General features: G+C 58.3%; 28 protein-coding genes and 1 tRNA gene. 12 read left to right on the forward strand and 17 right to left on the reverse strand.

The genetic code is table 11. The features are described 5' to 3' along the window. Positions 1–23 precede the first annotated feature (23 nt). A complete protein-coding gene (xisR, locus tag QRN31_RS02800) occupies positions 24–287 on the forward strand; it encodes an excisionase family protein (protein WP_285430075.1) in 264 nt (87 codons plus the stop codon). After that, complete coding sequence (locus QRN31_RS02805) at positions 284–1,507, forward strand: Arm DNA-binding domain-containing protein (RefSeq protein ID WP_285430077.1); 1,224 nt, start codon at positions 284–286, stop codon at positions 1,505–1,507. Before xisR ends, QRN31_RS02805 begins: the two co-directional genes overlap by 4 nt. Positions 1,508–1,569: 62 nt before the next feature. On the opposite strand, the gene QRN31_RS02810 is transcribed toward QRN31_RS02805, so the two are convergent. From QRN31_RS02810 to dapA, 6 genes are all read right to left on the reverse strand, one after another. Continuing rightward, positions 1,570–2,418, reverse strand: a complete 849-nt coding sequence (locus tag QRN31_RS02810) for a DUF4062 domain-containing protein (protein WP_285430078.1) — start codon at positions 2,416–2,418, stop codon at positions 1,570–1,572. A 192-nt stretch (positions 2,419–2,610) separates the two neighbouring features. Beyond that, a tRNA-Ser gene (locus QRN31_RS02815) sits at positions 2,611–2,700 on the reverse strand. 83 nt (positions 2,701–2,783) lie between these two features. Continuing rightward, the gene (gene purC, locus QRN31_RS02820; RefSeq protein ID WP_008034929.1) at positions 2,784–3,497 is read right to left on the reverse strand and encodes a phosphoribosylaminoimidazolesuccinocarboxamide synthase; all 714 of its coding nucleotides are present in this window, start codon (positions 3,495–3,497) and stop codon (positions 2,784–2,786) included. Positions 3,498–3,525: 28 nt separating this feature from the next. Continuing rightward, positions 3,526–4,284 (reverse strand): MBL fold metallo-hydrolase, encoded by a 759-nt coding sequence (locus QRN31_RS02825; protein ID WP_222590155.1) that lies wholly within the window; start codon positions 4,282–4,284, stop codon positions 3,526–3,528. 4 nt (positions 4,285–4,288) lie between these two features. Further along, on the reverse strand, positions 4,289–5,404 hold the full coding sequence (gene bamC / locus QRN31_RS02830; RefSeq protein ID WP_285430081.1) for an NlpB/DapX family lipoprotein: 1,116 nt from the start codon (positions 5,402–5,404) through the stop codon (positions 4,289–4,291). 17 nt (positions 5,405–5,421) lie between these two features. Continuing rightward, positions 5,422–6,300 carry a 4-hydroxy-tetrahydrodipicolinate synthase gene (gene dapA, locus QRN31_RS02835; protein ID WP_090181221.1) on the reverse strand — a complete coding sequence of 293 codons (879 nt, stop codon included), beginning with the start codon at positions 6,298–6,300 and terminating at the stop codon, positions 5,422–5,424. Between the two features lie 328 nt (positions 6,301–6,628). Here dapA and QRN31_RS02840 point away from each other — a divergent pair, with 328 nt between their 5' ends. After that, on the forward strand, positions 6,629–7,189 hold the full coding sequence (locus QRN31_RS02840; protein ID WP_019692529.1) for a glycine cleavage system transcriptional repressor: 561 nt from the start codon (positions 6,629–6,631) through the stop codon (positions 7,187–7,189). Positions 7,190–7,199: 10 nt separating this feature from the next. Beyond that, complete coding sequence (locus QRN31_RS02845) at positions 7,200–7,673, forward strand: peroxiredoxin (RefSeq protein ID WP_285430084.1); 474 nt, start codon at positions 7,200–7,202, stop codon at positions 7,671–7,673. An 82-nt stretch (positions 7,674–7,755) separates the two neighbouring features. On the opposite strand, the gene QRN31_RS02850 is transcribed toward QRN31_RS02845, so the two are convergent. Together QRN31_RS02850 and QRN31_RS02855 are read right to left on the reverse strand one after the other, a co-directional pair. Beyond that, complete coding sequence (locus QRN31_RS02850; RefSeq protein ID WP_285430085.1) at positions 7,756–8,826, reverse strand: AI-2E family transporter; 1,071 nt, start codon at positions 8,824–8,826, stop codon at positions 7,756–7,758. Between the two features lie 30 nt (positions 8,827–8,856). Further along, positions 8,857–9,096, reverse strand: coding sequence for a sulfurtransferase TusA family protein (locus QRN31_RS02855; RefSeq protein WP_090181214.1), 240 nt, complete (start codon positions 9,094–9,096; stop codon positions 8,857–8,859). Positions 9,097–9,194: 98 nt separating this feature from the next. Here QRN31_RS02855 and QRN31_RS02860 point away from each other — a divergent pair, with 98 nt between their 5' ends. Beyond that, on the forward strand, positions 9,195–10,628 hold the full coding sequence (locus QRN31_RS02860) for a M48 family metalloprotease (RefSeq protein WP_222590149.1): 1,434 nt from the start codon (positions 9,195–9,197) through the stop codon (positions 10,626–10,628). Positions 10,629–10,706: 78 nt separating this feature from the next. Here QRN31_RS02860 and QRN31_RS02865 read toward each other — a convergent pair whose 3' ends face one another. The 4 genes from QRN31_RS02865 to rpoE form a co-directional block, all read right to left on the reverse strand. After that, positions 10,707–12,128: a DegQ family serine endoprotease gene (locus QRN31_RS02865; protein ID WP_285430087.1), complete on the reverse strand. Its 1,422-nt coding sequence runs from the start codon at positions 12,126–12,128 to the stop codon at positions 10,707–10,709. Between the two features lie 182 nt (positions 12,129–12,310). Then, on the reverse strand, positions 12,311–13,264 hold the full coding sequence (locus tag QRN31_RS02870; protein ID WP_285430089.1) for a MucB/RseB C-terminal domain-containing protein: 954 nt from the start codon (positions 13,262–13,264) through the stop codon (positions 12,311–12,313). Between the two features lie 8 nt (positions 13,265–13,272). Then, positions 13,273–13,860, reverse strand: a complete 588-nt coding sequence (locus QRN31_RS02875; RefSeq protein WP_285430090.1) for a sigma-E factor negative regulatory protein — start codon at positions 13,858–13,860, stop codon at positions 13,273–13,275. Positions 13,861–13,890: 30 nt separating this feature from the next. Beyond that, the gene (gene rpoE / locus QRN31_RS02880) at positions 13,891–14,472 is read right to left on the reverse strand and encodes an RNA polymerase sigma factor RpoE/AlgU (RefSeq protein ID WP_007944079.1); all 582 of its coding nucleotides are present in this window, start codon (positions 14,470–14,472) and stop codon (positions 13,891–13,893) included. A gap of 557 nt (positions 14,473–15,029) precedes the next feature. On the opposite strand from rpoE, the gene nadB reads away from it, so the two are divergent. Beyond that, positions 15,030–16,646, forward strand: coding sequence for an L-aspartate oxidase (gene nadB, locus QRN31_RS02885; RefSeq protein ID WP_285430093.1), 1,617 nt, complete (start codon positions 15,030–15,032; stop codon positions 16,644–16,646). Here nadB and QRN31_RS02890 read toward each other — a convergent pair. Continuing rightward, positions 16,615–17,067, reverse strand: a complete 453-nt coding sequence (locus tag QRN31_RS02890; RefSeq protein WP_285430095.1) for a protein YgfX — start codon at positions 17,065–17,067, stop codon at positions 16,615–16,617. The genes nadB and QRN31_RS02890 overlap by 32 nt on opposite strands. Further along, positions 17,051–17,305 (reverse strand): FAD assembly factor SdhE, encoded by a 255-nt coding sequence (locus QRN31_RS02895; protein ID WP_007944081.1) that lies wholly within the window; start codon positions 17,303–17,305, stop codon positions 17,051–17,053. The genes QRN31_RS02890 and QRN31_RS02895 overlap by 17 nt, the downstream gene beginning before the upstream one ends. Before the next feature lie 149 nt (positions 17,306–17,454). On the opposite strand from QRN31_RS02895, the gene ygfZ reads away from it, so the two are divergent. Together ygfZ and QRN31_RS02905 are read left to right on the forward strand one after the other, a co-directional pair. Next, positions 17,455–18,396, forward strand: coding sequence for a CAF17-like 4Fe-4S cluster assembly/insertion protein YgfZ (gene ygfZ, locus QRN31_RS02900; RefSeq protein WP_285430096.1), 942 nt, complete (start codon positions 17,455–17,457; stop codon positions 18,394–18,396). Between the two features lie 35 nt (positions 18,397–18,431). Next, entirely contained in the window at positions 18,432–19,253 is an 822-nt protein-coding gene (locus QRN31_RS02905; RefSeq protein WP_285430097.1) for an HDOD domain-containing protein, read from the forward strand. Positions 19,254–19,366: 113 nt separating this feature from the next. On the opposite strand, the gene tctE is transcribed toward QRN31_RS02905, so the two are convergent. The 3 genes from tctE to QRN31_RS02920 all read right to left on the reverse strand — a co-directional run bounded on the left by tctE (position 19,367) and on the right by QRN31_RS02920 (position 21,837). After that, a complete protein-coding gene (tctE, locus tag QRN31_RS02910; protein WP_222590141.1) occupies positions 19,367–20,755 on the reverse strand; it encodes a two-component system sensor histidine kinase TctE in 1,389 nt (462 codons plus the stop codon). Continuing rightward, on the reverse strand, positions 20,748–21,419 hold the full coding sequence (gene tctD / locus QRN31_RS02915; protein ID WP_090181166.1) for a two-component system response regulator TctD: 672 nt from the start codon (positions 21,417–21,419) through the stop codon (positions 20,748–20,750). Before tctD ends, tctE begins: the two co-directional genes overlap by 8 nt. 130 nt (positions 21,420–21,549) lie before the next feature. Next, positions 21,550–21,837: a hypothetical protein gene (locus tag QRN31_RS02920; protein WP_285430098.1), complete on the reverse strand. Its 288-nt coding sequence runs from the start codon at positions 21,835–21,837 to the stop codon at positions 21,550–21,552. Between QRN31_RS02920 and QRN31_RS02925 the strand changes: the two genes are divergently transcribed. Genes QRN31_RS02925 through QRN31_RS02940 form a run of 4 tightly spaced genes read left to right on the forward strand, consistent with a single transcriptional unit; the run spans position 21,825 to position 25,869 of the window. Next, entirely contained in the window at positions 21,825–22,802 is a 978-nt protein-coding gene (locus tag QRN31_RS02925) for a Bug family tripartite tricarboxylate transporter substrate binding protein (RefSeq protein ID WP_208671691.1), read from the forward strand. The genes QRN31_RS02920 and QRN31_RS02925 overlap by 13 nt on opposite strands. Before the next feature lie 59 nt (positions 22,803–22,861). Next, complete coding sequence (locus QRN31_RS02930) at positions 22,862–23,320, forward strand: tripartite tricarboxylate transporter TctB family protein (protein ID WP_010462287.1); 459 nt, start codon at positions 22,862–22,864, stop codon at positions 23,318–23,320. A gap of 1 nt (position 23,321) precedes the next feature. Then, positions 23,322–24,836 carry a tripartite tricarboxylate transporter permease gene (locus QRN31_RS02935; RefSeq protein WP_090181158.1) on the forward strand — a complete coding sequence of 505 codons (1,515 nt, stop codon included), beginning with the start codon at positions 23,322–23,324 and terminating at the stop codon, positions 24,834–24,836. Further along, the gene (locus tag QRN31_RS02940) at positions 24,829–25,869 is read left to right on the forward strand and encodes an AbrB family transcriptional regulator (RefSeq protein WP_285430099.1); all 1,041 of its coding nucleotides are present in this window, start codon (positions 24,829–24,831) and stop codon (positions 25,867–25,869) included. Before QRN31_RS02935 ends, QRN31_RS02940 begins: the two co-directional genes overlap by 8 nt. Positions 25,870–25,908: the final 39 nt, after the last annotated feature.

Here is a 25,908-nt window from a genome sequence, read left to right on the forward strand (position 1 = left end):
GAAACAATGCAGGGAGCAACCCAATGAAAAACACCGCGACATGTTCAGTAGCTATCAATGAAGTTGCCGAAATCCTTCCCGGCGACAAATACCGAATCTACATCAGCTCTGGCGCGTGGTTTCGTCAGGACTTGCTGTATCCAGTCTTCGGGCTCAGCACCGAGGCCGTTCGCAAGTACCGCTCTAAAGGCATTTGGCTGGAGGGCAAACACTGGCGCTGGGACCCGGCCAACGTAATCGTCTACAACCGCGCGGCGATTGAACGGTGGATGGAGGGACAACCATGACCGACAAATTACCGACCGGCGTTGAGATGAATGGCAAGCAGCTGCGGATCTGGTTCACCTTAAATGGCCAGCGCTGCCGCGAGCCACTGGACGGCATCGCCAAGGTCAACAAGGCCTCAATTGCTTATGCCGACAACAAGCGCCGAACGATCATGACGGAAATCAAAGAGGGGCGGTTCGATTACGCGGCCCACTTTCCCAATTCCCCGCGCGCCGTGATGTTTTCGGGGACGGGGGGACCGGCAACTAAACGCACAGTCCAAGAAGGCATCGATCGATGGCTTGAAGTCCAGCGAGCGCAAAAAGCCTCTAGTACTGTCATCAACTACGTGAGCAAGGCCGTTCACGTCGCAAAGAAATTCGGTAAACGCCGTATCGTCGATATCAGCAAGAGTGACATCGCGCTGTTTCAGGCGCAGTTGCTTAAACAGGGGTTGGCCCCAAAAACGGTGAACGACATTTTCACGGTTGTTCGCGGGGTCTGGGCTGATGCCTTCGGCGATGGGATCTTGAAAGCCAATCCTCTGGACCGGATTAATAACGTTGGCTCAGATTCGGACTCCGAACATGCAGACCCCTTTAGCCGAGATGAAATCGAGTTGATCGGTAAAGGGGACCCCGCACGATCACCGGACACCCGAATGATCGTTTTCAATTGCTGGACCGGATTATCGCTCTCGGAACTCATCGCGCTGGCTGCGGAGGACGTAGACCTGGTTGCCGGCGTGGTGCATGTCCGCCGGGCATCGGTTGTCGGGGAGTTCAAGGTGCCCAAGGAGCGCACCAGATTGCGCGTAGTGGAGCTGATTGATCCGGCCCTTGATTTGATGAGGGAAATTGTTGCTGCGGCTAAGGAGGCGCCTTGCGAGGAGATCAAGGTGATTCAGCGGGACAACATCAGCATCAAGAAGCAGGAGGTGCAGTTTCTATTTCGCAGCTCCACAAGCGGGTTGCTATGGAATGGGAGGATGCTGAGTATCTGGTTTACTGAGCATTTGAAAAAGGCTGGGGTGAGGCATCGAGGGGCGAACCAGTGTCGGCATACTTTTGCTAGTCAGATGCTGTCGAGTTATGTGCCGGTGGAGTGGGTGGCTCGGCAGCTTGGGCATGCGGATACGACGATGGTTAGGAAGCACTATGGGCGGTGGATTCCTAACGATACTAAGAGCATGGCGGGTATCGTATCTAAGATGCTCGGTTTTCGGGAAAACAGAGAATAGTTACACCCTCACTATCTTGAGGTGTGCTCGAACTACACCTCAAGATAGCTAAGGTGCTTGTTTCAAAAGCCCGCTTTATCTACGACTTCGTAGCCCGCCGCGGTGATTTCAAAAAAACCCCCATTTTTCCCTGTCTCGATCATCAACCCTGCCGTCTGAAGCTGCCGCAAAGCCGCCTCCCATTTAACCAGCTCTCTTCGATCACTACCTTGGTAGAGGGTTTCACCATTGGACTGGAGGGCGGAACCGCTGATATCTCGTACATACATAACAACACCGTACGAATCCTGGCTCGCCACCTTCAGCAAAGTCTTAGCATCAGGAGATAATAATGGAGCTTCTGAACTCATATCCTCAGACACGACCAATCGATTAATGCCCTCTATCTGTGGAGGCTTGAACATTTCTTGAGAATTCAATTTTTGCTGTAACTGTCTGGAGAATTTGCCTCTGAACTCATCGAGACTATCGAAGGATTCGTACAAGCCTCGGCTCCGACAGGTAGATTGAAACCTTTTAAGAACCTGACGTTGCTCAAAATCGACATCATCCATCGCTGCCGGTTTCCTCGAAAAGTACAACATTGCCAGGCGCCCAGCTGCTATATGCCTTTCAATTTCCTCAACAGTGCCACTCGCAAATTCCGTGGTCGGAGTTCCAGCTCGGTTCCAGAAAATACCGACTAAAAGATCGCAGCTATGAAGCACTTGCTTATTGATGATCTTCTGGGGCTCGTCCCCCATCTCAGGTGAGGAATGGGTTTCCCACCCAACAGGCATGAGCACGACTTTTCTTGCTTCAGAGTGGATTACATTCCATTCGTGGATGACCTCTCGAAAAGCGTCCCTTTCATCGACGACGTCCCCAGGTGAAGCGACCATCACATTGAAAACCTTAGCGTCGTAACTCATTCTTTTTTTCCCCCCTCTCCCATAGCACAGTAACTTGGAGGGTATCAGATTGAGGTTTTTCTTAAGGCTCTGAGGGAGTATTGGACGGGCTACTACGTTGGTGATGCCCTAAATTTGCCCTAAACCAAACGCCAGAAACGAAAAAGCCCCCGTAATCTTCAACGATTACGGGGGCTTAGTCTTATTCAATAATGGCGGAGAGATAGGGATTCGAACCCTAGGTACCGGTGAAGGTACAACGGATTTCGAATCCGTCCCATTCGGCCACTCTGGCATCTCTCCAACGGCGCGCATCATAACAACACTTTTGCCGGAAGCGAACCCCCTAAGCGAAATTTTTCCGTGCTATCAGATGCTTGCGTCGATTAAAGCGGTACGCCGAGACGATTGGCGACTTCTTCGTAGGCTTCGATGACATCACCGAGGCCCTGACGGAAGCGGTCCTTGTCCATTTTCTTGCCGGTAGCCTTGTCCCACAGACGGCAGCCGTCCGGGCTGAATTCGTCGCCCAGGACGATGGAGCCGTCGGAGAACACGCCGAATTCCAGTTTGAAGTCGACCAGCAGCAGGCCGGCGTCGTCGAACAGTTTGCTCAGGACTTCGTTGACCTTGAGCGACAGTTCTTTCATGCGAACCAGTTGCTCGGCGGTGCCCCAACCGAAGGCCACGACATGGGATTCGTTGATGAACGGGTCGCCCTTGGCGTCGTCCTTCAGGAACAGTTCGAAGGTGTAAGGGTTGAGCTTCATGCCTTCTTCGACGCCCAGACGCTTGACCAGGCTGCCAGCGGCATAGTTACGCACGACGCACTCGACCGGGATCATGTCGAGTTTTTTCACCAGGCATTCGTTGTCGCCCAACAGTTTGTCGAACTGGGTCGGTACGCCGGCCGCTTCGAGTTTCTGCATGATGAAGGCGTTGAACTTGTTGTTCACCATGCCTTTGCGGTCGAGCTGCTCGATGCGCTTGCCGTCGAACGCCGAGGTGTCGTTGCGAAACAGCAGGATCAAGCGGTCAGCGTCGTCGGTCTTGAAAACCGATTTGGCTTTGCCGCGGTAGAGTTCTTCACGTTTTTCCATGATGGGCTCCGCTTGCTAAGTAGGTGGGCTAGGCGATGTGTCGCCAGTCGAGCCCTGAATCTTGATCGGCCAATTGCAGCCAGTCCGGGTCGCACCCGAGGGTGTCGACAAAACATTGCCGGGCCAGCTGCGGCAGGTTGTTCTTGCTGCTCAGATGGGCCAGGACCAGGTGTTGCAGGCCTTGCCAGCCCAACTCGGCCACCAGGAATGCCGCCTGATGGTTGTTCAAATGTCCCAGTTCACCGCCCACCCGTTGCTTCAAAAAGTACGGGTAGTGACCACGAGCGAGCATGTCACGGCAATGGTTGGACTCGATCATCAACGCATCGAGGTCCCGATAGCCGTCCAGCACCTTGTCGCAATACGAGCCCAGGTCAGTCAGCAGGCCGAAGCGCCGCTCACCGTCACTGAAGACGTACTGCGTCGGCTCCTGAGCATCGTGGGCCACGGCAATGACCCCAATACTCAGTGCTCCGATCTGCAGTTGCTCGCCGCCAGCCAGAAGGCCAGCCGGTTCGATCGGTTTGCGCATCCCGCGCAGGGTACCGCGACTGAGGTAGACAGGCAGATTGTAGCGCCGAGACAGCAAACCCACGCCATGCACGTGGTCGGCATGTTCGTGGGTCACGAGTATCGCGCTCAGCTGAGCCGGGTTCACACCCAATCGCAGCAGGCGTTTTTCGGTTTCCCGCAGGGAGAAACCACAATCGACCAGTACATACGTGTCAGCGCTGGCTATCAGCGTGCCGTTCCCTTGGCTACCGCTGCCGAGAACGGCAAAACGCATGTGATCAGCCCAGGTTGTCCTGAATCACGCTCAACACTTTGCGCGCCACTTCTGCCGGCGCCACGGTGTTGATGTTTTTCTCGACGGTGACCTGTACGTTCTCGCCCACTTTGCTCAGACGAACCTGATAACGCTCGGCACGGGCTTCAACTTCTTCCTTGCTCGGCGCACTGCCGAACAGGCCGCTCAAGAAGCCAGGCTTCTCGTCTTTCTTCTCGGCTTTTTCGGAAAGGTTGATGTAGTACAGGCCCAGGCTGCGGTTGATGTCTTCAACGCGCCATTCGCCTTGTTCCAACGCACGACCGACGCTTGACCAGGCACGGTCCAGGTCATTACCCACGTTGAGTACTGGGTTGCCGCTGCCGTCTTCGCTCAGGCTGACACGGCTTGGCGTATCGAAATCACGCGAAGCCAGCATCGAAACAGAACCGCCCTTCTCAGAAGTGCGGCTCATGCTCGCGAGCATGTCGTCGACCAGTGCTGCGTCCAGGCCAGTGTTGACCGAACGGTTGGTGAAGGCCACATCGGCGGAGCTGCCGGCAGGACGCTCGGCGCTGACCACATAGACTTCACTGGTGTTGCGTTGCACGCCCGGCTCGATACGCACTCGAATGCGGGTTTGGCTGTCGGTGGCGACGCCGGCTGCGCTCAGGCGTTTGGCCATCGCTGCAGACAGTTCGTCGGAATGTTGCCAGGTGGTGGTGAATTCACCGGTTTGCGGACGCTGTTCGTCCAGACGGAAACCGTTGTCCTGGAAGAATTGCACGGCCACTGGCCAGACTTCAGCGGGTGGATTCTGGGCAACGATCCAGCGCGAATCACCGGTCTTTTGCAGGGAATACCCGGTAGCGTCGGCCCCGGCCGACAACGGCTGCGGACGCGGCACGACGTATTCGCCCTTGACGGTGTCATCAGCGACGTTACGCGGAATAGGCAGCAGCGGGTCCAGACGTTTGGCGGTGCTGACGTCCGGCGGCAATTGCATGGGTGCAGTCTGTTGCGCTTCCAGGTAATCGCTACCACGGTCACGGAAATAACCTTCCGGGCCCCAGACCCATCCACAGCCACTGGTGCTGGAGATAATCAAGGCAAGTGCGGAAAGTCCGGCCAATCGCTTCATGCGTAGTGCTTCCTCAATTAAACCAGTACGCCGGACTGGCGCATGGCCTGCCGCAGCGGTTCGTGACAGGCAGCGCTGAGCCAGGTGAGCGGCAGACGGATACCGTCCGGCATCAAGCCCATTTCATGCAGAGCCCATTTCACGGGGATAGGGTTGGATTCGATAAACAGGGTTTTATTGAGCGGCATCAGCTTTTCGTGAATCGCGCGGGCCGTAACGGCATCGCCTTTCAGGGCAGCGTTGCACAGGTCGGCCATGTCGCGCGGGGCAACGTTGGCGGTCACCGAGATGTTGCCTTTGCCGCCGAGCAGAATCAGTTCGACTGCGGTGGCGTCGTCACCAGACAGAACCAGGAAGTCTTTGCTGACACCATCGATGATGGCTTTGGCACGGCTCAGGTCGCCGGTGGCTTCCTTGATGCCGATGATGTTTTTCACGGTAGACAGGCGGATCACGGTTTCAGTCAGCATGTCGCACGCCGTGCGGCCCGGCACGTTGTACAGGATCTGCGGAATGTCGACGGCTTCGGCGATGGCCTTGAAGTGCTGGTACAAGCCTTCCTGGGTCGGCTTGTTGTAATACGGAGTGACCAGCAGGCAAGCGTCGGCGCCGGCGGTCTTCGCATTGGTGGTCAGCTCGATGGCTTCGCGAGTCGAGTTGGCGCCGGTACCGGCGATCACCGGAATGCGCCCTGCAACCTGCTTCACCACGTAACGAATCACTTCGATGTGTTCGTTCACGTCAAGGGTGGCCGATTCACCTGTGGTGCCGACCGCCACGATGGCGTGGGTGCCGTTTTGCAGGTGAAAGTCCACCAGTTTGCTCAGGCTGTCCCAGTCGAGACGACCTTGTGCATCCATGGGTGTGACCAGTGCCACCATACTGCCCGCAATCATGCAACCGCTCCTGCCGGAAAAAGAGAGCCGTAATGGTACTGGCGCCAAGATGCTTGTACAAGCGAAGTACTGCGCTGCTGCCATTCCCCTTGGCGCTGCTTTTCGCTACCCTTCAGACTTTGATCGGTACTGATAAGCTCGTACGCCGGGTTCCAGCCTTCATTTTCGGCATCACAAGCCCCGATCCAGCGTTGCCACCCCTCGTTCCTGCCACTCTGGAGCAGGTTGCAACCTTCCGGCTCGGGTTTTCTGAATTCGCATCCGCAGGCTCGTCCCCGGTAAAAAAGCCCATTAAGGTATCGACCGCTCATCGCTTTAGGAATGCTGCATGTCCACCCCCACAGTTCGCGAACAATTCCTTGTCATCAGTGCCCTCGGCGCCAACCCCATGGAGCTGACTAACGTCCTGTGCCGCGCCAGCCATGAAAATCGCTGCGCCGTGGTCACCTCTCGCCTGACCCGTCATGGCGAGTGCAGCGCGTTGGTCCTTGAGATCTCCGGCAGCTGGGACGCCCTGGCGCGCCTGGAAGGCAGCCTGTCGAGCCTTGCCAAAAAGCACGCCTTCACCGTTAACGTGGTGCGCAGTGCAGCCCTGGAGAACCGTCCACAGGCCTTGCCATACGTTGCTTACGTCAGCTCAGCCTATCGCTCGGACATTATCAACGAGCTGTGCCAGTTCTTCATGGACCACAACGTCGAACTGGAAAACCTGACGTGCGACACGTACCAGGCGCCGCAAACCGGCGGCACCATGCTCAATGCCACGTTTACCGTGACCTTGCCTGCTGGCGTACAGATCAGCTGGCTGCGCGATCAGTTCCTGGATTTCGCCGACGCGCTGAACCTCGACGCCCTGATCGAACCGTGGCGCCCACAAAACCCAATGTAAGGAAGCTTTCATGGCCGTTGCCATCGACCAACCGGTTGCCGACTTCGAAGCACCCGCCACCAGCGGGCAGACCATCAGCCTCGCAAGCCTCAAGGGCAAGCAAGTGGTGATCTACTTTTATCCGAAGGACAGTACGCCGGGCTGCACGACTCAGGGGCAAGGCTTTCGCGATCAACTTGAAGCCTTTAAGGCGGCCAACACCGAAGTATTCGGTGTGTCGCGTGACAGCCTCAAATCCCACGAAAACTTCAAGGCCAAGCAGGCGTTCACCTTCGAGCTGATCAGCGACAAGGAAGAAGCGCTGTGCCAGTTGTTCGATGTGATCAAGCTGAAGAAGCTGTATGGCAAGGAATACATGGGCGTTGATCGCAGCACTTTCCTGATCGACAAGGATGGCGTGCTGCGCCAGGAATGGCGTGGCGTCAAGGTCCCAGGGCATGTGGATGCTGTTTTGGCTGCGGCGCAGGCACTGAACAAGGCCTGATCCATCTGTTGCCTGTTATTACGCCTTCGCGGGCAAGCCCGCGAAGAAACGCTCAGCCTCAATGAAGAATCAGGGCTGAGCGTTAAAGCAGCGGCGCCACTATCGGCTCCTTGCGCGGCCACGCATCGAGCACAGCCTTGAACAGCGTCGCCAGGGGAATCGCAAAGAATACCCCCCAGAAGCCCCACAACCCGCCAAACAACAGTACTGCGCAGATGATCGCCACCGGGTGCAGGTTGACCGCCTCCGAGAACAGCAGCGGCACCAGCACGTTGCCGTCCAGGGTCTGAATGACTCCGTAGACCGCCATCAAATAGATGAACTGATCACTCCAGCCCCACTGGAACAACGCGATCAGCATCACCGGAACCGTCACCACTACCGCCCCGACATACGGCACCACCACCGACACGCCCACCAGCAATGCCAGCAGCGCCGCGTAGTTGAGCCCCATAACGACGAAGCCGATGTAAGTCACACCACCGCAAATGACAATCTCGATGACCTTGCCGCGAATGTAGTTGGCGATTTGCCGGTTCATCTCATGGGCAACCCGTGTGATCAGCGTGCGCTCACGCGGCAGGTAACCAAGCACCCACTGGCCGATCATCTCCCGGTCCTTGAGGAAGAAGAACACCAGGATCGGTACCAGAACCAGGTAGATCATGATGTTCACCAGCAGCGGCAGACTCGACAGCGAAAAGGTCAGCGCCCACTGTCCAAACTTGCCGATCTCGCCCCGCGCCAATTCGATGGCCTGCAACACCTGCTCATCGGACACCAGATGCGGATAACGCTCAGGCAGCAGCAACAGTAGCGATTGCCACTTGGCGAGCATGCCGGGCAGTTCATTGAACAGCGTGATCAGTTGATGCCAAAGCAACGGCACCACGACAACGATGAAGACCAGCAAAACGCCCATGAACAATGCAAAGACCAGCCCGACCGCGACAGCGCCCGGAACGCGCAGACGCTCGAGCGTGAGGACCAGGCCTTGCATCAGATACGCCAGCACCATCCCGGCCAGCACCGGTGCGAGCATGCCACCCAACGTGAGGACGGCGCTAAATGCCAGAAACAGCAGAACCGCCAGCACCACGGCTTCTTCGTCGGAAAAGTAGCGCTGGATCCAGTCGCGTAACACCTTGAACATCAATAATCCTTAGAAATGAACGCAGCAGGTTCAGGCCTTTTTCAACCAATAGCGGTAAATACCCGCCTCATCTTCTTCGCGAAGCAGCGTATGACCGGCCAATCGGGCAAAGGTGCGAAAGTCGCGCTGGGAGCCGGCATCTGTCGCGGTGACCTTGAGCACAGCGCCACTGGCCAGCCGATTAAGCTCCAGCTTGGCCTTGAGCAAGGGCAAGGGGCAATTGAGGCCACTGGCGTCCAGTTCGGCGTCATGGGCTACAGCATCGGTCATTGCGTCACTCCGGGTCAGGTGGTCGAGTTGCCTAGAATATCTGGTCCCAAGCCAAGTGTCCGGCTACAGTAAGCTCTTTGTCGACTAAGGCTTTGTGCATGACTTTTTTGCGCCCTACCCTGCTGACGCTCGCTTGCCTGCTCGCCTCACCGGGCTTCGCTGACGACTTGCCGTCACTCGGCGACGCCAGTTCTGCCATCGTCTCGCCGCAACAGGAATACCAACTGGGCCGCGCATGGCTGGCGCTGTTGCGCAGCCAGGTCAAGCAGCTCAACGATCCGCAGCTCAAGGATTACGTCGAATCCAGTGTTTACCGACTGGTTGAGACCAGCCAGGTCAATGACCGGCGCCTGGAGTTCATCCTGATCAACAGCCCACAGCTCAACGCCTTTGCGGCGCCGGGCGGGATCGTCGGGGTCAACGGCGGACTGTTCCTCAATGCGCAGACCGAGGGCGAATACGCGTCGGTACTGGCCCACGAATTGGCTCACTTGTCACAACGCCATTTTGCCCGTGGCGTTGAAGCGCAACAGCGCATGCAAGTACCGATGATGGCGGCCCTGCTGGCCGGTATCGTGATTGCGGCGGCCGGCGCTGGTGACGCGGGGATCGCGGCGATTGCCGGTACTCAGGCAGCAGCCATTCAGGAACAGCGACGTTTCTCGCGCCAGAACGAACAGGAAGCCGACCGCATTGGTATCCTCAACCTGGAAAAGGCCGGTTACGACCCACGGTCGATGCCGACCATGTTCGAGCGGTTGATGCGCCAATATCGCTTCGATGCCAAACCACCGGAATTTCTGCTGACTCACCCGGTAACCGAATCGCGTATCGCCGACACCCGCAACCGGGCCGAACAAGCTAAACCGGGCGGTATCGAAGATACGATGCGGTATCAGCTGATTCGTGCACGCGTCCAACTGATCTATGAAGAAACCCCGGGACTGGGCGCCAAACGTTTCCGCGCGCAACTCGATGAGAACCCGAGCAGCGACGTCGCGCGGTATGGTTTGGCGATTGCCCAGATCAAAGGCGGCCAGCTCAATGAAGCACGGGAGAACCTCAAGCTGCTGTTGGCCAAGTCGCCGAACGAGATCATCTACAACCTGGCACAGGTCGATCTGGACATCACCAACAACCGCCTGCCCGATGCACAGACGCGGGTCGACCGGATGCTCACCCAGTACCCCGGCAACTATCCGTTGAACCAAGTGCGCGTGGATCTGTTGCTGAAACAGAACCGCACCGCCGACGCTGAAAAGGCACTTGAAGGCCTGCTCAAGTCGCGTCCGGACGATCCAGATGTCTGGTATCAGGTGGCCGAGACTCGCGGCCTGTCGGGCAATATCATTGGCCTGCATCAGGCGCGTGCGGAGTACTTTGCCCTGGTTGGGGATTACCGTCAGGCCATCCAGCAACTGGATTTCGCCAAACGCAAGGCGGGTACCAACTTCCCGTTGTCTTCGCGCATCGATGCGCGCCAACGCGAGTTGATGGAGCAGGAGCGCATGATCAAGGACATGATGGGCTGAAGCTCACAGGGAACCTGAATTACGCGCACAAAAAAACCGCCTCTTTCGAGGCGGTTTCTTATTCAGCCATCTACCGGTTTATTCAGCCAGTTTGAAGGTGATGAAGCTGGCACGACCTTGACGCAGAACACGCATTGAAACCGAGCGGTTCTTCGGCAGCGCCTTGGCAATTTCAGTGAACTGCTTGCTGTCACTGATGGCCTGGTTGTTCAGGTGAGTGATGATATCGCCAGGTTGCAAGCCGATCAGTTCAGCTGGACCGTCTTGAACCTCCTTGATAACTACCCCACCCTTGAGGTCATAGGTCTTCTTCTGCTCAGCGGTCAAATCGCCGACGGCAACACCCAGACGATTGCTGCTGGCTTCTGCACCGGATTTAAGCGGTGAATCCAGCTCCGCGCCTTCATCAGGGATCGCCCCCACTGTCAGTTCGACATTTTTGCGTTTGCCATCACGGATCACTTCGAGATTGGCCTTGGCGCCTTCTTTCAGTGCACCGACCAGATGCGGCAGATCAGCAGACATGATGATCGGCTGACCATTCATGCTCAAGATCACGTCGCCCACCTGCAGACCACCTTTAGCTGCCGGGCCGTCGTCCTGGATCTGAGCCACCAGCGCACCGGCCGGTTTCTCAAGACCGAAAGACTCGGCCAGATCCTTGCTCACTTCCTGAATTACCACACCCAGCCAGCCTCGGCTGACTTTACCACCAGCTTTCAGCTGGTTCGAAACGTCCATCGCGACATCGATGGGAATCGCGAACGACACGCCCATGAAGCCACCGGAGCGGGTGTAGATCTGCGAGTTGATCCCGACCACTTCACCGGCGAGGTTGAACAGCGGGCCACCGGAGTTACCCGGGTTGATCGGCACGTCGGTCTGGATGAACGGTACATAGTTCTCGTTCGGCAGGCTGCGACCGATGGCGCTGACGATGCCTTGGGTTACCGTGTGATCGAAGCCGAACGGCGAGCCGATGGCAACAACCCACTGGCCGGCTTTCAGGTCTTGGGATTTGCCGAGTTTCAGTACCGGCAGGTTTTTGCCTTCGATCTTCAGTAATGCCACGTCGGAACGCGGATCGGTGCCGATCAGCTTGGCCTTCAACTCACTGCGATCGGCAAGGCGAACGAGAATTTCGTCAGCGTCAGCGATCACATGGTTGTTGGTCAGGATGTAGCCATCAGGCGAGATGATGAACCCCGAGCCCAGGGACTGCGCCTCACGGCGATCACCGCGAGGTGAGCGCGGCTGCGGCATGCCCCGTTCGAAGAACTCACGCAGTGCGGGCGGCAAGCCTTCAAGATCAGGCATCTGGCCAGAAACTTTGCGATCTGGCAGTTTTTGCGTGGTACTGATGTTTACCACCGCAGGCGAGGCCTGCTCGACCAGTTGAGTGAAGTCAGGCAATTCGACTGCTTGAGCAGTGACCGCCTGACCGAGCACCAGCACGGTGGCAAAAATGGAGAGATAAGACTTCAAGCGTGGTATCGACATACGGCTCCCGTTACGACGAGCATGGTTAAGCGATATGGAGCAAGGAACACCGGGAAAGATACGCCGGTATTTTTGTTCCGGGAACAACAAAACAAGGCCAGAGCCGTGAGGCTCTGACCTATAGAAAAATTCAGGTTTTTTTGCAAATTGAAATGCTCACCAAACATTTCGGTATCAGCTCACTACTTTGCTGCAGTGGCATCGGTACGCATGGACAGCGCAATCCGTTCAGCAGTTCCTATTGGAATCTCGCCGACTACTGTCACCATTATCTCGCCTTGAGGAGTCGTCAAGCGTCGCGATACAGCAACGGTTGGTCCTAGCTGTGTGCGAGTGTCGGTGACGGTTGCACCGTTCAACGGCTCAAGGAACACCGAGAAGCGTGCCAGACCATCGTCATACATCAGACTGTTGACCTGGGTCTTGGTCTCAGGATCCTTGCGAGCGTTGCTGCTGGTCAATTCGAAACCTGGCGGTAGCCAATCCGAATGCCAGACTTGCGCAACCTTGGCGGCAGAAGCCTTGTCGCTATCGAGGGCGATAGCTTTACAGTCGGGGCCCGGCTGCAATTCACTTTCTGGCGGTACATCGGTGTCCAGTTGCGTGAACTGGAATCGCTCCAGCAGTTGCCCTTTCTCATTAAGCAGCAATGACTTGAGGGGCAGGCCGGTTTCTTTATCCAGATGCAGTTCAAAACCGTATCGATGCTGATCACGGGGTACCAGTGAAACGATCACTGCCGCCCGCCCAGCCACACGCGACTTGCCGATCACGGCAAGGTCGTACCAATTCTTCAGCTTTTGTGGATCGAGTGAACGAGCAGCGGAGCTGGGAGAGTCCCCAAGCCCTGCAATCAGGTTGCCGCTGACACATTGAGTATGCCCATCAATGCGCACGACTTCCTGCGCTGAGCCGTCGAGCTGGAGTAAACGCTCTCGGACCTTGCCATCCTGGACGCGGTGCCAGATGTTATGGGTAGAAAAACTACCGTTACGCTCGTAAACAAAAGTGCCGTGAAAGCTTTGCTGTTGCTCGGCTTGGCCCAGGCGTGTCAACCAGTCCTGGGCTTCATCAGCATGGGCTGGAACAACAAACCAGCCACCGAGCAGAAGCGAAAGTAGAGGTATGGCGCGCATGATCCTCCTTAACGGTTTTCCAGGCTCGCTGCACGAGCGTAAGGCAGAGCGCTTTCAGTACCTTTCAGTGCAGCCTGTTGAGCATGTTGGCGCAAGTAGCCTGGCAGACGCTGATCGTGCCAACCTGGCTGGCCTTGCAATACGCCGTTGGCCATAGGGCCAGTGGCATCCGAACTCTCATTGTAGCCTGCTAATACAGCTGGGCCTTTAACTTGAGGAGCGACCAGGCTTTGTTGACTGGAATGCTGTGCCAACTCAACACCAGCGATCTCGTCCTGGTTATACAGACGAACACCTGCCAGTACGGCAACGGTCACCGAAGCAGCAACGGCCAGTCGACCCAGGCTGCGCCATGGACCGCGAGATGCTTTTGCCGGTACGGCTTCGTCAGCCAACGCAGCAGAAACTGCCGCAGCGATGTCCAAGCGTGGAAGCAGCAAATCCTTGTGCATAACTGCCCGAGCGATTTGATAACGAGCCCAGGTTTCACGGGTTTCGACATCGTCAAAGGCATTCAACACCCGACGCAATTCCAGTTCGTCCGCTTCGTTATCCATCACTGCGGACAGCGATTCCTGCAGGGCTTCACGACTCATGGCGTTCCTCTCTTGGCTATCGCCGCTGTCTCAGTTTTCCTGCAACAACGGCTGCAGGGCTTTATCGATGGCCTCCCGAGCGCGGAAAATCCGGGAGCGCACGGTACCCACCGGACATTGCATGACGGCTGCAATGTCCTCGTAACTCAGACCATCGAATTCACGTAAAGTTAACGCCGTACGTAAATCTTCTGGCAGTTGCTGGATGGTTCGATGGACGGTGCCTTCGATCTCATCCCGCAGCAACGCACGCTCTGGTGACTCGAGATCCTTGAGGCCATGATCGCCATCGTAGAACTCTGCATCTTCGGAGCTGACATCGCTATCCGGCGGCCGACGGCCGCGTGAAACCAGATAGTTCTTCGCCGTGTTGATGGCGATGCGGTAAAGCCACGTATAAAACGCGCTATCTCCGCGAAAATTTCCAAGTGCGCGGTAGGCCTTGATAAAAGCTTCCTGTGCCACATCTTGGGCTTCATGGGTGTCGTGCACGAAACGCACGATCAACCCGAGAATTTTGTGCTGATATTTCAGCACTAGCAGATCGAAAGCTCGCTTGTCGCCGCGCTGAACGCGCTCGACGAGCTGCTGATCCTCTTCCTGGGTTAGCATGAACACTCCTCGATAAGCTCGGAGGAGGCTTGCATAACTAAACGACCAGGCTTGCAAACATAGACTCGGGCTTTTCGCAAAAGTTCTCCCCCTCCAAGCAAGTTTCCTGCGGGCTCTGATTTGGCACGCACGAAAAGCGCAGCTCGGCATGACCCGGCTGCGCGAATAATCTTGTCATCGGTCCGCCAGGAAGGACCAAACCGCACGTCCCATCCTGAAGCCGACACTGTCCTTCTTTTCAGGCACCGTCTATTGATCTTGAGCCTTCCGCAAAAGTTCCAAATATTTATAGCCGGGCCAATTCGACATTGTGCAACCGTGAATAGAAAAAGAATGTTAAATCGCTGATACAGTCGCGTTGTCGCCAAACCGGTGGAAAAACCATCCGACGAAGCGTCAGATATTTTCCGTCACAGTAGTTTCACAATGCCATATGCGCTCGGGTATTGTGCCGCTCCCCCCCTCTATATACTAGTGGGCTGTGTGGCTGCCTCGACTCGCCGTTCCAGGAGTCTTGCGCCAACCCCGACCCGGGTCGCTTTGAGCGGAATCCTGAAATGAGCCAACAGTTTCAACATGATGTTCTGGTTATTGGCAGCGGCGCTGCCGGTTTGAGCCTTGCGCTGACTTTACCCGGTCATTTGCGTATCGCCGTACTCAGCAAAGGCGACCTCGCCAATGGCTCGACGTTTTGGGCCCAGGGCGGTGTCGCCGCCGTTCTGGATGACACCGATACTGTCGAATCCCACGTCGACGACACCCTCAATGCCGGCGGAGGCCTCTGCCACGAAGACGCCGTGCGCTTTACCGTCGAGCACAGTAAAGAGGCGATTCAATGGTTGATCGACCAAGGCGTACCCTTTACCCGCGATGAACAATCGGGCACCGAAGACGGTGGATTCGAGTTTCACCTGACTCGCGAAGGCGGTCACAGTCATCGGCGCATCATTCATGCCGCCGATGCCACGGGCGCGGCGATATTCAGAACCTTGCTCGCCCAGGCCAGACTGAGGCCGAATATCGAGTTGCTGGAACAGCGGGTCGCCATTGACCTGATCACCGAAAAACGCCTGGGCCTTGAAGGTGATCGGTGCCTGGGCGCTTATGTGTTGAATCGCAGCACCGGCGAAGTCGATACCTACGGCGCCCGTTTCGTGATCCTGGCCTCCGGTGGCGCGGCCAAGGTCTACCTCTATACCAGCAACCCTGACGGCGCCTGCGGTGATGGCATCGCCATGGCCTGGCGTTCGGGGTGCCGGGTGGCAAACCTGGAGTTCAACCAGTTCCATCCGACCTGCCTCTATCACCCGCAAGCCAAGAGCTTCCTGATCACCGAAGCCCTGCGCGGTGAAGGTGCTCACCTGAAGCTGCCTAATGGCGAACGTTTCATGCAGCGCTTCGACCCGCGCGCCGAACTGGCGCCACGTGACATCGTCGCCCGCGCCATCGACCATGAAATGAAGCGCCTGGGGGTCGACTGCGTCTACCTGGACATCAGCCACAAGCCCGAAGCATTCATCAAGTCGCACTTCCCGACGGTGTATGAACGCTGCCTCGAGTTTTCCATCGACATCACCAAGCAACCGATCCCGGTAGTTCCGGCGGCGCACTATACCTGCGGCGGCGTGATGGTCGACCAGAACGGTCGCACCGACGTGCCCGGCCTGTATGCCATTGGCGAAACCAGTTTCACCGGCCTGCACGGCGCCAACCGCATGGCCAGCAATTCACTGCTGGAGTGCTTCGTTTACGCCCGCTCGGCGGCGGCGGACATTCTTGAGCAACTGCCGCAAGTTTCGGCTTCTATCGCCCTCCCCGTCTGGGATGCGAGCCAGGTGACCGACTCCGACGAAGACGTGATCATTGCGCACAACTGGGACGAATTGCGGCGGTTCATGTGGGACTACGTCGGCATCGTGCGCACCAACAAGCGCCTGCAGCGTGCGCAGCACCGGGTGCGATTGTTGCTGGACGAGATTGACGAGTTCTACAGCAACTATAAGGTCAGTCGCGATTTGATCGAGTTACGCAACCTGGCCCAAGTCGCCGAGCTCATGATCCAGTCAGCGATGGAGCGCAAGGAAAGCCGTGGCCTGCATTACACCCTCGACTACCCGAATATGCTGCCCGTCGCCCTGGACACTATTCTGGTGCCGCCCACCTACGTCGACTGAACTTGAGTCGAACCCGCAGGCGGCGATGGACATCCGCCGCCTGCGAATCGTGGGGGACGCAGAGTGATCTGACGCGGCGCTCGCCTCGCAGACGAAACCGCAGGACCACCATCAATGGCAATGCCAGGCTGTCCGGGCGCAATTGCACGGACTGCCAGCCCTGCGCCTGATTCCACAATTGCCAGCCATCGGCATCACGACGCAAACCGCGAAACGCCTGTGGATGTGTCAGCAGGATCTGTCGCGGCAGCAGCCAAACGCCATGCGCCAGGCACAGCGCAACGGCAGGCAAACTGGCCCAGAAGGGTATCGAAAGTAGAAACAGCGAACCCAACGCGAACAGCTGGGCCAAGACATAAGCCGCCAGCAATTGCCGTGAGGCATGCCAGCGGCATTCGAACGCGTTACTTGGGCTGGACACGATCCAAGATCATGCGAACCATGCGCTGAAGCTCCGGATCTTCGGACTCGGCGCGTTCCATGAACCAGCCGAACATGTCCTGATCTTCGCATTCGAGCAGCTTGCGGTAGCAATCGCGATCGACGTCATTGAGGTGCGGGTAGACCTCTTTCACGAACGGCACCAGCAACACGTCAAGCTCGAGCATGCCGCGGCGGCTATGCCAGTAGAGGCGATTCAGTTCAACATCTTCGACCATGGAGCGCTCCTCAAATAGGCGGCAAGTATACAGCCCCGGGCACGCTCGAACAGCCGGCTTTGGTCGGGCATGTTCAAGCCTTTGTGAACTACCCATTTCAAGAGCGCCCCCTTATGATGTCCCCCAGACTCTTTACCCTGCGATGACCCATGGCCGATTCTGCTTTTTTCTGCACCCTGTCTCATGAAGGCGTTCTTGCCGTCCGCGGCGCGGATGCGAGCAAATTCCTGCAAGGCCAACTGACCTGCAACCTCAATTACCTGAGCGACACCCAAGCCAGTCTTGGCGCTCGCTGCACGCAAAAAGGGCGCATGCAGTCCAGTTTCCGCATCCTGCTCGAAGTCGACGGCGTGCTGATGGCCATGGCCACCGAACTGCTGGAGCCGCAGCTCGCGGACCTGAAAAAGTACGCCGTATTCTCCAAGTCCAAGCTGACGGATGAAAGCGCTGCCTGGGTCCGCTTCGGCCTTGAGCATGCCAACGCCGCGTTGATCAGCCTGGGACTTGAGCTGCCGGTCGACACCGACAGTGTCGTACGCAACGACGGCCTGATCGCCATTCGCGTCTCGCCGGAACGCGCCGAGTTGTGGGTTGCCGCCGATCAAGCGGATACGATCAAGGGCAAGTTGTCCGCGCAACTGGCCGAAGGCAATCTGAATCAATGGCTGCTGGGCCAGATCCGCGCAGGGATCGGCCAGGTCATGCCGAGTACCCGTGAGCTGTTCATCCCGCAGATGCTCAACCTGCAAGCCGTCGGTGGCGTCAGCTTCAAGAAAGGCTGCTACACCGGTCAGGAAATCGTTGCGCGCATGCAGTACTTGGGCAAACTCAAGCGCCGCTTGTATCGTCTGACACTGGATGCCAGCGAATTGCCCGAGCCTGGCACCCCACTATTTTCCCCGACCCACGGTAGTTCCATCGGCGAAGTGGTGCTGGCCGCCACCGCGGGGCAAAACATTGAACTTCTGGCAGTGCTGCAAGCCGAAGCAGCAGAAGGTGGCGATATCCATCTGGGCGCGCTCGAAGGGCCCGCCCTGAACCTGCTCGACCTGCCTTATCAACTGGATCGCGATCGCGAAATCCAGCGCTAACTGCAGCACTTGTTGCAACACCCTAGAGAAAATAGATGAGCGAGCTGGCGGATAAGGTCCAACAGGATTTGGTTGAGGCCATCGATAACGATGACCTGGTTCTGCCAACTTTACCGGAAGTGGCCCTGCAGATTCGCAAGGCTGCTGAAGACCCGGAAGTCAGTGTCAGTACCCTGAGCAAAGTGATCGGTCGCGATACGGCGCTGTCTGCGCGCCTGATCAAAGTGGTCAATAGCCCACTGCTGCGCGCGACTCAAGAAGTGACTGACCTGCACACGGCAATCACGCGCCTGGGCGTTAACTACAGCAGCAATCTGGCAATCGGCCTGGTGATGGAGCAGATTTTCCATGCCCGATCCGAAGTCGTAGAGCAAAAAATGCGCGATGTCTGGCGCAAAAGCCTGGAAATCGCCGGTGTCAGCTATGCGCTGTGCCGTCGCTACACCCAACTCAAACCTGATCAGGCGGCCCTCGGCGGGCTGGTGCATCAGATCGGCGTATTGCCGATCCTGACCTACGCCGAAGACCATTATGAATTACTGTCGGACTCGGTCAGCCTTAACCATGTGATTGACCAGATTCATCCGCTGATCGGCGACAAACTGCTCAGGGTCTGGGAATTTCCGGAAATGTTGGTGAAGTTGCCGGGTTTGTATCTGGATTTCAAACGCGAGTCCGAACGGATCGATTACGTCGATCTGGTTCAAGTTGCGAGCCTCTATTGCCATAAAGACACCGACCATCCCATCGCTCGCATCGATGCGTTCAGCGTGCCAGCCTTCAAGAAATTGGGGATCGATCCGCAGAACGAGTCGGTGTGCCGGAGCCTTGAAGAGTCGCGGTCGATGTTTTACTAGACGGGACTGCGGCGTTTCAATCGCTAGCAGGCTCGCTCCCACAGGGGACCTTCGGCGTTAATCGATCCCGTGTAGGAGCGAGCCTGCTCGCGATGGGGCCATAACCGGCGCCATCACTCTCCCGCAATAAAACTCACCCGCACCTTCAAACCCGTCGATTCGCCATCGTGCAGACTGATCTGCGCCAGGTGTGCGCGACAAATCTCACCAACAATCGCCAACCCCAGCCCCGAGCCGGCGACCTGCTGATTTCGCCGGTAAAAGCGCTCGAACACTCGATCCCGCTCATCAATGGGAATGCCTGGCCCGTCATCCTCGACCTCCAGCACAGCGGGTGCCGTGACCCGCAGAATCACATTTCCACCCGGCGGTGTATGCGCCAGCGCATTGTCCACCAGATTGCTCAGCAGTTCGTTCAACAGCGTCGGCTCCCCGCGTAACCACACCGGTTCGTCCGCCTCCAGCGCCAGGGCCACGCCGCGCGCATGAGCCAAGGGCGCCATCGCCATGCCCAGCTCTCGAGCCAACTGACTCAGGTCCAGCAATTGCGCCCCGCCCTCGGCGATCGCCCGAGCACCGTTTTCCACCCGTGCCAGCGAGAGCAATTGATTGGCCAGATGCGTCAGACGGTCAGTGCCTTGGGCCGCAGTTTCCAGGGTGTTGCGCCAGGTATCGGGTTCGTTCGAGCGCAGACCCAGCTCAAGTCGCGCTTTCAGAGCGGCCAACGGCGTGCGCAACTCATGGGCGGCATCGGCGATAAACTGCGCCTGTCGCTCGAATTGCCCACGCAGGCGCTCGGTAAAATGATTGAGGGCCCGCACCAGCGGCCATAACTCGTGTTGCACTTCCACCAGTGGCAGCGGGCGCAGATCGTCCGGTTGGCGCTCTTCCACCGCCGTGCGCAAGCGTTCCAGTGGACGCAACGCCGCACTGACCGCAAACCACACCATCAATAAAGCACCGATGGCCAACATGCCCAGGCGCAGCAACGTGTCAGCAGCCAGACTACGGGCCATCGCCACCCTCGCCTCGTCGGTTTCTGCCACACGGATTTCAGCCATGCCATTCATGTTCGGCTCGCTCACCGGCTTGAGCAAACTCACCACGCGCACGTTCTGCCCCTGATACTTGGCGTTGTAGAAACGCGCCAGTGCGGGATAGTCATCGGTGCGCGGGGTTCCCGGCGGCGGTGGCGGCAGGTTTTCGTAGCCGGAAATCAGCTTCTGATTGATGTCGTTGACCAGGTAAAAAATCCGCCCGGCGCTGTCGTAAGCGAAGGTATCGAGGGCCACGTAAGGCACGTCGGCACTGAGGCTGCCGTCGCGCTGGGACACACCGGCGGCAATGGTCCTTGCGGACGCCAGCAACGTGCGGTCATAGGCGGTGTCCGCCGCTTCGCGACCATTCCAGTACGCACTCAAACCACTGGCCAGCATTAACACCACCAACAACAGCGCCAGGTTCCACAACAACCGCCAGCGCAGGCTGCTGGGCTTATGCATCACGGCTTTCCAGCAAATAGCCGAGGCCGCGGAACGTCACGATGGCGACCGGCTGGCCGTCGAGTTTCTTGCGCAGGCGGTGGACGTAGATTTCGATCGCATCGGGACTGGCTTCTTCATCCAGACCAAACACCTGGGAGGCCAGTTGCTCTTTGCTCATCACACGACCAGGCCGGGCGATCAATGCTTCGAGCACGGCCTGCTCGCGCGAGGTCAGGGTCAGCAGTTCTTCGCCGAGGGTGAAGCGTCGCGTGTCCAAGTCGTACGCCAGCACGCCACAACGTTGTTGACGTTCGCCACCCAGCACGCTGCGTCGCAACAAGGCTTTGACCCGCGCTTCGAGTTCCGTCAGCTCAAACGGTTTGGCCAGGTAATCGTCGGCGCCCAGATTCAAGCCGTGCACCCGATCCTTGACGTCGCTGCGAGCGGTCAGCATCAGTACCGGCAGGTTCTTGCCCCTAGCCCGCAGGCGCGCCAGCACTTCGAAACCATCCATGCGCGGCAGGCCGACATCAAGGATCGCCATGGCGTATTCCTCGCTGCCCAAGGCCAGGTCGGCCGCCACACCGTCGTGCAGCACATCCACGGTCAGCCCGGTGCTCTTGAGCGCCTGGGCGACACTTTCGGCGAGCTGCAGATGGTCTTCGACGAGCAGAACACGCATGGATCTTTACCTCATTCAGGGATGTTCGACGCCATTCTTTGGCGCGGAGTTTACAGCCGCATCCGCTGCTGTGAAGCCGCAAAACGGTGAAAGTCCACTGAAAGGTTAGCGAAAGGTTGGGCCGTTAGAGTCAGCCCACGGAGGGTTTCGACTGCAGACCGTCCAATCGTAGTTTGAAAACGTGCCTGAAACGTAGCTCCCGAAAAACGCCTTGAAGCGTTTTCGCCAATAAGAACAATAAACCGAGGTACTGCACCATGCCGCGCATCGCGCTTGAGACCTGTCCGCCCCACCCTTCCTCTCGAATCCCATCGTTGACGCTTGCCAGCGCCATTGCCGGCTGCACGACGCGAAACCGCCGCATCTGAAACATCCCCAAAAACAAAAACTCCCGTGGAGACAACAATGAATCGATCACTGCGCCGTTTCGCCCTCGCCGCCAGCTGCATGCTGTTCGCCGGCCAACTGATGGCCGAGCCAAAACGTCCTGAATGTATCGCTCCGGCCTCGCCAGGCGGCGGTTTCGACCTCACTTGCAAACTGGCGCAAAGCGCGCTGGTGAACGAAAAGCTGCTGACCAAACCGATGCGCGTGACCTACATGCCCGGCGGTGTCGGCGCGGTGGCATACAACGCGGTGGTTGCACAGCGCCCGGCAGACGCCGGCACGCTGGTGGCGTGGTCCAGCGGTTCGCTGCTGAACCTGGCCCAGGGCAAGTTCGGTCGTTTCGATGAAACCAACGTGCGCTGGCTAGCCGCCGTCGGCACCAGCTATGGCGCCATCGCGGTGAAAAGCGATTCGCCCTACAAGAACCTGGACGATCTGGTTCAGGCGCTGAAGAAAGATCCGAGCAAAGTGGTGATCGGTTCCGGCGGCACCGTCGGCAGCCAGGACTGGATGCAAACCGCACTGATCGCCAAGGCCGCCGGGATCAATCCGCGTGACCTGCGTTACGTCGCCCTCGAAGGCGGCGGTGAAATCGCCACCGCCCTGCTCGGTGGTCACATCCAGGTCGGCAGCACCGACATCTCCGACTCCATGCCGCACATCCAGAGCGGCGACATGCGCCTGCTGGCCGTGTTCGCCGAAAAACGCCTGGACGAGCCGGAAATGAAAGACATTCCGACCGCCAAGGAACAAGGCTACGACATCGTCTGGCCAGTGGTTCGCGGCTTCTACCTCGGGCCAAAGGTCAGCGATGAAGACTACGCCTGGTGGAAAAACGCTTTTGACAAGCTGCTGGCGTCCGAAGACTTTGCCAAGCTGCGCGATCAGCGCGAGCTCTTCCCGTTCGCCATGACCGGCCCGGAGCTGGACACCTACGTGAAGAAGCAGGTCGCGGACTACAAAGTGCTGGCCAAAGAGTTCGGCCTGATTCAGTGATCGTCTCTGTCTAGCGGCTGCGGCCCCCTTCCTGCGGGGTCGTGGCACAGGAGTTCACCATGCTCTTACAACGCATTTTTGCTTCGGTGCTGTTATTGGCCTGTGTTGGCCTGGCGCTGATGGCATGGCCGTACCAGGCCGCTTTTTCCTACGAACCGGTGGGCCCTCGCGCGTTTCCGCTGTTGATGCTGGGCCTGATGGGGCTCGGCTTGCTGTACATGGTGTTTCGGCCAACGCCGATCATCCACAGCGACGACGACCCGAAGCTTGATCGTGAAACGCTGATCAAGATCGGCATCTGCGTGGTGCTGTTGCTGGTATTCGCCGGCACCTTCGAACCCCTTGGTTTCATCGTCGCCAGCATCCTGATCGGCGTTCCCATGGCTCGCCTGTACGGCGGCCGCTGGCTGCCGAGCGCAGTGATCATCAGCCTGATGGCCATCGGTCTTTACCTGCTGTTCGACAAGTTGATGGACGTGCCTCTGCCCTTGGGCGTACTCGACGTTCTGGAGAACTGATATGGATACTCTTGGCTATTTGGGTCAGGGCTTCGGCGTCGCGCTGACCCCGTACAACCTGGTGACCGCGCTCTGCGGCACCCTGATCGGCACCGTTGTCGGCCTGTTGCCGGGCCTGGGCCCGATCAATGGCGTGGCGTTGTTGATCCCGATCGCGTTCGCCCTGGGCTTGCCACCGGAGTCGGCATTGATCCTGTTGGCGGCGGTATACCTGGGCTGCGAATACGGCGGTCGTATCAGCTCGATCCTGCTGAACATCCCCGGCGAAGCTTCCACCGTCATGACCACCCTGGACGGTTACCCAATGGCCCGCAAAGGCCTGGCCGGCGTGGCTTTGTCGCTGTCGGCGTGGAGCTCGTTCATCGGTGCGTTCATCGCCACGTGCGGCATGGTGCTGTTCGCGCCGTTGCTGGCGAAATGGGCGATTGCCTTCGGCCCGGCGGAATATTTCGTGCTGATGGTATTTGCGATTGTCTGTCTCGGCGGCATGGCCGGGGACCGACCGTTGAAAACCTTTATCGCAGCGCTGATCGGTCTGTTCCTGTCGAGCGTGGGGATCGATGCCAACAGTGGCGTCTACCGTTTCACTGGCGACAACATCCATTTGACTGACGGCATTCAGTTCGTGGTGCTGGTTCTGGGCCTGTTCTCCATCAGCGAAATTCTCCTGCTGCTGGAAAAGACCCATCGCGGCCAGGAAGCGGTGAAAGCCACCGGGCGCATGATGTTCAACTTCAAGGAAGCTTCGGCGGTGTTCGTGGTGAACATCCGTTGCGGCTTGCTGGGCTTCATCATGGGCGTGCTGCCGGGTGCGGGCGCGACCCTCGCCAGCGCCGTGGCCTACATGACCGAGAAGCGTATCGCCGGCGCCAAGGGCACTTTCGGCCAAGGTGACATGCGCGGCCTCGCCGCCCCGGAAACCGCCATCGGCGGTGCAGCCTGCGGTGCACTGGTACCGATGCTGACCCTCGGCGTTCCTGGTTCGGGTACCACGGCGGTGATGATCGGCGCGCTGTCGCTGTACAACATCACCCCCGGCCCGCTGCTGTTCCAGCAACAACCCGACATCGTCTGGGGCCTGATCGCCTCGTTGTTCGTCGCCAACGTCATGCTGGTGATCCTCAACATCCCGATGATCCGCATTTTCACCCGCATCCTCGCCGTGCCGAACTGGGCGCTGGTGCCGGTGATCGCGATCATTACCGGGATCGGCGTCTACGCGGTGCACGCCACCACCTTCGACCTGTTCCTGATGATCGGTATCGGTATCTTCGGTTACATCCTGCGCAAGCTGGACTTCCCGTTGTCGCCGGTCCTGCTGGGTTTCATCCTCGGCGGCTTGATGGAACAGAACCTGCGTCGTGCCCTGTCGATCTCCAACGGTGCGCTGGAAATCCTTTGGTCGAGCCCGATCACGTTCGGTGTCTGGGTGCTGACGGCGATCATGCTGTTGATGCCGATTCTGCGGATCTGGCGCAAACGTTCGGTTGCTCGTCGCGCTATCGCCGATGTCTGATCGAACACCTTTCAACGCCTGGTGGGGTACGCCGCTGGTCGGCGCGCTGGGCGGTTACCTGGCCAGCCTCGTCGGCTGGCCGTTGCCATGGATGGTCGGCTCATTGCTGGCGATCATCCTGGTGCGTTGTCTGACACCCTGGCAATTGGCGGAAATCCCTGGCGGCCGCAAGTGCGGCCAGTGGATCGTCGGTATCGGCATCGGCCTGCATTTCACCCCGGTCGTAATGGAGCAGGTGCTGAGTCACTTCGGCCTGATCTTCTGCGGTGCGTTGATCACCAGCCTGTCCGCCGTGGTTGGGGTCTGGTTGATGCGGCGCACTGGTGAAGATCGCGCCACTGCCTTCTTTTCCAGCATGCCGGGTGGCTCCGGGGAGATGGTCAACCTCGGCGCGCGTAATGGCGCGGTGCTTAGCCGGGTTGCGGCAGGACAAAGTCTGCGGGTATTGGTCGTGGTGCTGTGTGTGCCGGCGGCGTTCAAGTATTTGTTGGGCTACGGTGCACCGGTCTTGCATCCCACCGAGGTCAACTGGTGGCTGCTGGCCCTGCTGTTCCCGGCTGGCGCGTTGGCGGCCTGGATCTGGGAACGTCTGCGCCAACCCAATCCCTGGCTGTTCGGGCCGTTGCTGGTAAGTGCGGCTGTGAGCATTGGCTGGGATTTGCACATCGGCTTGCCCAATGGTGGCAGCCAGATCGGCCAATGGCTGATCGGCAGCGGGTTGGGTTGCCACTTCAATCGGCAGTTTTTCCGGCGCGCACCTTCGTTCATGGGGCGGACATTGATTGGCACGGTGCTGACGATGTTGATCGCCACAGCGGCGGCACTGGGTTTGAGTGCGCTGACCCATCTGGATCTGCGTTCGCTGACCCTGGGCATGATGCCCGGCGGGATTGCGGAGATGAGCCTGACGGCAGAAACCCTGCAATTGTCCGTCCCGCTGGTAACGGCGATGCAGGTGATGCGGCTGTTGTTTGTGTTGTTCCTGGCGGAGCCATTGTTCAGGTATTGGAACCGCGAGCCCGATTCAGACTGATAGACCACGTCGCCGCCATCGCGAGCAGGCTCGCTCCCA

Source organism: Pseudomonas sp. fls2-241-R2A-110 (genome assembly GCF_030209165.1).
GTDB lineage: Bacteria > Pseudomonadota > Gammaproteobacteria > Pseudomonadales > Pseudomonadaceae > Aquipseudomonas.

What these genes read in the sequence shown, in the direction of transcription:
- xisR (WP_285430075.1), top strand. Translation starts at nt 24, where the DNA reads ATGAAAAACACCGCGACATGTTCAGTAGCTATCAATGAAGTTGCCGAA.
- QRN31_RS02805 (WP_285430077.1), top strand. Translation starts at nt 284, where the DNA reads ATGACCGACAAATTACCGACCGGCGTTGAGATGAATGGCAAGCAGCTG.
- QRN31_RS02810 (WP_285430078.1), bottom strand. Translation starts at nt 2,418, where the DNA reads ATGAGTTACGACGCTAAGGTTTTCAATGTGATGGTCGCTTCACCTGGG.
- purC (WP_008034929.1), bottom strand. Translation starts at nt 3,497, where the DNA reads ATGGAAAAACGTGAAGAACTCTACCGCGGCAAAGCCAAATCGGTTTTC.
- QRN31_RS02825 (WP_222590155.1), bottom strand. Translation starts at nt 4,284, where the DNA reads ATGCGTTTTGCCGTTCTCGGCAGCGGTAGCCAAGGGAACGGCACGCTG.
- bamC (WP_285430081.1), bottom strand. Translation starts at nt 5,404, where the DNA reads ATGAAGCGATTGGCCGGACTTTCCGCACTTGCCTTGATTATCTCCAGC.
- dapA (WP_090181221.1), bottom strand. Translation starts at nt 6,300, where the DNA reads ATGATTGCGGGCAGTATGGTGGCACTGGTCACACCCATGGATGCACAA.
- QRN31_RS02840 (WP_019692529.1), top strand. Translation starts at nt 6,629, where the DNA reads ATGTCCACCCCCACAGTTCGCGAACAATTCCTTGTCATCAGTGCCCTC.
- QRN31_RS02845 (WP_285430084.1), top strand. Translation starts at nt 7,200, where the DNA reads ATGGCCGTTGCCATCGACCAACCGGTTGCCGACTTCGAAGCACCCGCC.
- QRN31_RS02850 (WP_285430085.1), bottom strand. Translation starts at nt 8,826, where the DNA reads ATGTTCAAGGTGTTACGCGACTGGATCCAGCGCTACTTTTCCGACGAA.
- QRN31_RS02855 (WP_090181214.1), bottom strand. Translation starts at nt 9,096, where the DNA reads ATGACCGATGCTGTAGCCCATGACGCCGAACTGGACGCCAGTGGCCTC.
- QRN31_RS02860 (WP_222590149.1), top strand. Translation starts at nt 9,195, where the DNA reads ATGACTTTTTTGCGCCCTACCCTGCTGACGCTCGCTTGCCTGCTCGCC.
- QRN31_RS02865 (WP_285430087.1), bottom strand. Translation starts at nt 12,128, where the DNA reads ATGTCGATACCACGCTTGAAGTCTTATCTCTCCATTTTTGCCACCGTG.
- QRN31_RS02870 (WP_285430089.1), bottom strand. Translation starts at nt 13,264, where the DNA reads ATGCGCGCCATACCTCTACTTTCGCTTCTGCTCGGTGGCTGGTTTGTT.
- QRN31_RS02875 (WP_285430090.1), bottom strand. Translation starts at nt 13,860, where the DNA reads ATGAGTCGTGAAGCCCTGCAGGAATCGCTGTCCGCAGTGATGGATAAC.
- rpoE (WP_007944079.1), bottom strand. Translation starts at nt 14,472, where the DNA reads ATGCTAACCCAGGAAGAGGATCAGCAGCTCGTCGAGCGCGTTCAGCGC.
- nadB (WP_285430093.1), top strand. Translation starts at nt 15,030, where the DNA reads ATGAGCCAACAGTTTCAACATGATGTTCTGGTTATTGGCAGCGGCGCT.
- QRN31_RS02895 (WP_007944081.1), bottom strand. Translation starts at nt 17,305, where the DNA reads ATGGTCGAAGATGTTGAACTGAATCGCCTCTACTGGCATAGCCGCCGC.
- ygfZ (WP_285430096.1), top strand. Translation starts at nt 17,455, where the DNA reads ATGGCCGATTCTGCTTTTTTCTGCACCCTGTCTCATGAAGGCGTTCTT.
- QRN31_RS02905 (WP_285430097.1), top strand. Translation starts at nt 18,432, where the DNA reads ATGAGCGAGCTGGCGGATAAGGTCCAACAGGATTTGGTTGAGGCCATC.
- tctE (WP_222590141.1), bottom strand. Translation starts at nt 20,755, where the DNA reads ATGCATAAGCCCAGCAGCCTGCGCTGGCGGTTGTTGTGGAACCTGGCG.
- tctD (WP_090181166.1), bottom strand. Translation starts at nt 21,419, where the DNA reads ATGCGTGTTCTGCTCGTCGAAGACCATCTGCAGCTCGCCGAAAGTGTC.
- QRN31_RS02925 (WP_208671691.1), top strand. Translation starts at nt 21,825, where the DNA reads ATGAATCGATCACTGCGCCGTTTCGCCCTCGCCGCCAGCTGCATGCTG.
- QRN31_RS02930 (WP_010462287.1), top strand. Translation starts at nt 22,862, where the DNA reads ATGCTCTTACAACGCATTTTTGCTTCGGTGCTGTTATTGGCCTGTGTT.
- QRN31_RS02935 (WP_090181158.1), top strand. Translation starts at nt 23,322, where the DNA reads ATGGATACTCTTGGCTATTTGGGTCAGGGCTTCGGCGTCGCGCTGACC.
- QRN31_RS02940 (WP_285430099.1), top strand. Translation starts at nt 24,829, where the DNA reads ATGTCTGATCGAACACCTTTCAACGCCTGGTGGGGTACGCCGCTGGTC.